A 4,243-nucleotide genomic window follows, 5' to 3' on the forward strand; every position below is an offset into this window, starting at 1 on the left:
CGCGAACAGGGCTGGGCCACCGACCTCGGTGGCCACGAGGAGTCCATCAACTGCGTCGGCGCGCCCGTCCGCGGCACGGACGGCCGGGTCGTCGCGGCCATGTCGGTGTCCGCGCCGAATGTCGTCGTCACCGCCGAGGAACTCCTCACCCTGCTTCCGCTGGTACGCCGTACCGCGGACGCCATCAGCCGGGAGTACTCCGGCAGTACGCCCGCACCCGCAGCTGCCCCCACCTCTGTCCCTGCCCCCGTCCCCGTCAAGGACGCCTCCGAAGGATGAGTGCCGTATGACCGACAAGACCGGTACCGAGAAGACCGCCCTCACGCCCGCCACCCACACCGCCCCGCCCGCCAAGTTCTCGCACGGCGTCCGCAAGGGGAACATCCTCCAGGTCGCGGGCCAGGTCGGCTTTCTGCCGGCCGTCGAGGGGCAGCCGCCCACGGTCGCCGGCCCGACCCTGCGCGAGCAGACCCTCCAGACCTTCGCCAATGTCCGGGCGATCCTGGAGGAGGGCGGCGCGAGCTGGGACGACGTGATGATGATGCGCGTCTACCTCACGGACGTGGACCACTTCGCCGAGATGAACGCGATCTACAACGCGTACTTCGAGGAGCAGGGGCTCAAGGAAGCCCCCGCCGCGCGTACGACGGTCTATGTCGGCCTGCCCAAGGGGCTGCTGATCGAGATCGACGCGCTCGCCGTCCTCGGCTGAGAGCCACCCCGGGGCCGAGTGCCCCCGAGTGAGCACGCACACCCCCCGCTGAAACCCGTCCGAACCCGGTACGGCGATCGCCCCCGCGGCGCCGTACCGCGATTCCCCATGCCCCCGTACACCCCCGCCACATGCCCTTACATCCGCTGAACCGTCATGCGCCGAACCGTCCGAACAGAGGTCCCCCCATGTTCCTTGCCGCCGACGCGCCACCCGAGACCCCTCCCCACACCGGGGGTCTCCTGCTCCTCATCGACGGCACCGCCGGGCTGCTCACCATCGCCGCCCTCGGTATCGCCCTGCTGCTCTTCCTGATCATCAAGGTCAGGCTCCAGCCCTTCGTGGCCCTGCTCGGTGTCTCCATAGCCGTCGGCCTCGGCGCAGGGCTCTCGGTCACCGAACTCTTCGGTACGGTCCAGAAGTCCGCCGCCGTCTCCATGATCGAGACAGGCATGGGCGGCATCCTCGGGCATGTCGCGATCATCATCGGGCTCGGCACCATGCTCGGCGCGATCCTCGAAGTGTCGGGCGGCGCCGAGGTGTTGAGCACCCGGCTGCTGAACCTCTTCGGCGAGAAGCGTGCCCCGCTCGCGATGGGCGTCACCGGTGTCGTCTTCGGTGTCCCGGTCTTCTTCGACGTCGGCATCTTCGTCCTCGCGCCGATCGTGTACGCGGCGGCCAAGCGCTCGGGCAAGTCGGTCGTGCTGTACGCGATGCCACTGCTGGCCGGGCTCTCCATGACCCATGCCTTCCTGCCCCCGCACCCGGGGCCGGTCGCCGCGGCCGGGCTGTTCGGGGTGGATCTGGGCTGGGTCATCCTGATGGGCATCGTGGTCGGCGTCCCGTCCGTCATCGCCGCGTGGGTGTACGCCGCGTGGATCGGCAAGCGGCTGTTCGTCGAGGTCCCGCAGGACATGGTCGAGGCCGCGGCCGAGTCCAAGGCCGCCGTCGCCGCCGAGCAGGCGGCCTCCGGAACCACCCCGCCCGAGCGGCCCGTGGCGCTGGGGACGGTTCTCGCGATCATCGGTACGCCGCTGGTGCTGATCCTGCTCGCGACGTTCTCGTCCGTCGCGCTCGATCCTTCCCCAAGCTCTTCGACAGACTCCGAGCAGGGGATACCCCACTCCAGCCGCTCGGTGATCGAGTTCTTCGGCCACCCCTTCGTGGCGCTGACGATCGCGCTGCTCCTCGCGTACTACCTGCTGGGGCTGCGCCGGGGCTGGTCGCGCGGCTCGCTGGAACGGGTCTCCACCGCCTCCCTCAAGCCGGTCGGCAACATCCTGCTGGTCGTCGGCGCGGGCGGGGTCTTCGGCGCGGTCCTCAAGGGCAGCGGTATCGCGGACGCCCTCGCCGACACCTTCAACGACGTCGGTCTGCCGGTGATCCTGCTGGCCTGGCTGATCTCCGTGGTGCTGCGGGTGGCCCAGGGCTCCGCGACCGTCGCGATCGTCACCACCGCGGGCATCGTCGTACCGCTGGTCGAGGGGCACGGCTACTCGCAGGCGCATCTCGCCCTGGTCATCATGGCGATCTCGGCGGGCTCGATCTTCGCCTCGCACGTCAACGACGGCGGGTTCTGGATGGTCGCGAAGTACTTCGGCATCTCGGAGCGCGACACCCTGAAGTCCTGGACGGTGCTGGAGACCGTGCTGTCGGTGGCGGGCTTCGTGGTGGCGGCGCTGCTGAGCCTGGTCATCTAGCGCACAGCCCGGCGCCAGCGGGCTTTACGGGTGCGGGTCCTACGGGTGCCGCTGTCGCGGACGCCGGTGGCGGTCAGGACGTGACCTTCGCGCAGACGTAGTTCTCCTCGTCCTCCACCTCCCACCAGTAGTCGGGGCAGTTGGGGTCACCGCCGTCCGACGGCATCGAGTAGTAGCCCGTGATCTGCATGATGTACGCGTAGCCCTTGGGCACCGTGCCGGCGCCGCAGTTCCAGACGGTCTGGAGACGGCCGGCGCCGACACGGTCGCCGTCCTTCTTGGCGACGAAGCACTGGCCCGGCGCGTACTTGCGGGACAGACAGAGGGTGGTGGTCACCCCGTCGTCGCCCCGGTTGGCCCAGACCTGCTGCTCGTCACCGCCGCCGCAGCTCGAAGGCGTCGAGCCGGAGACGGCCAGATCGACCGTGTTGTACGCCTCCGGCGCCGAGCAGGCCACCCGCTTCGGCACGGCGTCGCTCCAGCGGTCGAAGCCGTCGTCGTGCGAGCTGACGCAGTCCCCCGTCCGTACGGCACGGAAGGCGAGGTCGGTACCGCTGGGGGCGGGCGTGGAGGCGGTGTCGGTGGCGGACGAGGAACTTCCCCCGTACGCATTGCCGCCGCTCGACGAGCCGCCGGACGACGAACTCGACGAGTCGGCCTCCCAGGGGTGCCAGACGAAGACGACGACAAGGGCGACGACAAGGAAGAGCACTCCGGCGCCGGATGACTTCTTGGCCGTCGAGGAGTTCGTGCCGGGGGTCGTCGGCCGGGGCGCTCCGGCGGAGGCGCGCGGTGCGGCTCCCGCGCCCTGCCCGTCCGCCGGATGCCTTCCGTCCGCCGGACGCCTTCCGTCTGCCGGGCCCTCTCGGGCCCCCGATGCCCGGGCCCGGTCGCTGTCGACCCTGGGCGCCTTCGGTGCCTCCGCCTGTCGGGGCTTGTCCTTCTTCTTCTGTGCGGAGCCGTCCAGTTCGGCCTTCAGCTCGGCCAGCCTGGCCTCGATGCGCTCCTCTTCGGTGCTGCGCCCGCTCTGTTCCCGCTGCGCGCGCTCCCGCGCGGCCCGCGCCCGGTCGGCCTTCTCGCGTTCGGCGCGCGCGGCCTGCTCAGCGAGCGCAGCTTGCGCGGCCTGTGCGGCTTGCGCGGCCTGTGCCGCCTGGTCGGGTTCCGCCGGACGGGCGTCGGTGTACTCGCGGGTCGGGTCCGGCGCCTGTACCCCCTTCGTACGCTGATCCGCCGTCGGCGCCTCCGGGTCCACACCGGACCCCGGCGCCCCCGGCCCCTCCCGCAGCGCCCGCGCCTGCTGGTCGTACTCCTGGATCAGCGCCGTCCAGCGCGGCGGCAGCCACCGGCTCCCGCTGTCCGACACCGGCAGCCCCACCAGCGCCGCCTTGAACTGCGCCAGCACATCGGCCGGCCGGGGCCTGGCCGCCGGGTCCACCGCCAGACAGGGCCTGATGAGCTGGTGCAGCTCGCGCGGCAGCCCGGTCAGGTCCAGCTCGCCCCTGGCCACCCGCGCCAGCAGCCCCAGTGTGTCGCCGTCACTCGCGTACGGCGGCCTGCCGACCGCGAGATGGAAGAGCGTCGCGCCCAGCGAGTAGACGTCCGAGGCCGCCGTGGACTTCTCGCCCCTGGCCTGCTCGGGCGAGGTGAACGCGATGGTGCCCAGCGTCAGGCTGGTCCGGGTGATGTCGCTGGCGTGGGAGATCCCGAAGTCGATGACGCGCGGCCCGTCCAGCGGCAGCAGGACGTTCGGCGGCTTGATGTCACGGTGGACGATGCCCTCGCCGTGCAGCGCGACCAGCGCGCCGGCCACCCCCGCCCCCCCCCCCCGCAC

The 4,243-nt window shown here is 71.3% G+C and carries 4 protein-coding genes; 3 read left to right on the plus strand and 1 reads right to left on the minus strand.

The window, feature by feature from the left end:
- From WH07_RS32785 to WH07_RS32795, 3 genes are all read left to right on the plus strand, one after another.
- Positions 1–279 (plus strand): IclR family transcriptional regulator domain-containing protein (locus tag WH07_RS32785; RefSeq protein ID WP_046508247.1); only part of this gene is annotated, 279 nt, incomplete at its 5' end.
- A 7-nt stretch (positions 280–286) separates the two neighbouring features.
- Positions 287–712, plus strand: a complete 426-nt coding sequence (locus WH07_RS32790) for a RidA family protein (RefSeq protein WP_046508250.1) — start codon at positions 287–289, stop codon at positions 710–712.
- Positions 713–900: 188 nt separating this feature from the next.
- Positions 901–2,412, plus strand: a complete 1,512-nt coding sequence (locus WH07_RS32795) for a GntP family permease (protein ID WP_046508252.1) — start codon at positions 901–903, stop codon at positions 2,410–2,412.
- A gap of 73 nt (positions 2,413–2,485) precedes the next feature.
- Here WH07_RS32795 and WH07_RS36485 read toward each other — a convergent pair.
- The coding region (locus tag WH07_RS36485; RefSeq protein ID WP_157877477.1) for a serine/threonine protein kinase at positions 2,486–4,243 on the minus strand (1,758 nt) is incomplete at its 5' end.

The organism is Streptomyces odonnellii, from assembly GCF_000981895.1.
GTDB classification, from domain to species: domain Bacteria; phylum Actinomycetota; class Actinomycetes; order Streptomycetales; family Streptomycetaceae; genus Streptomyces; species Streptomyces odonnellii.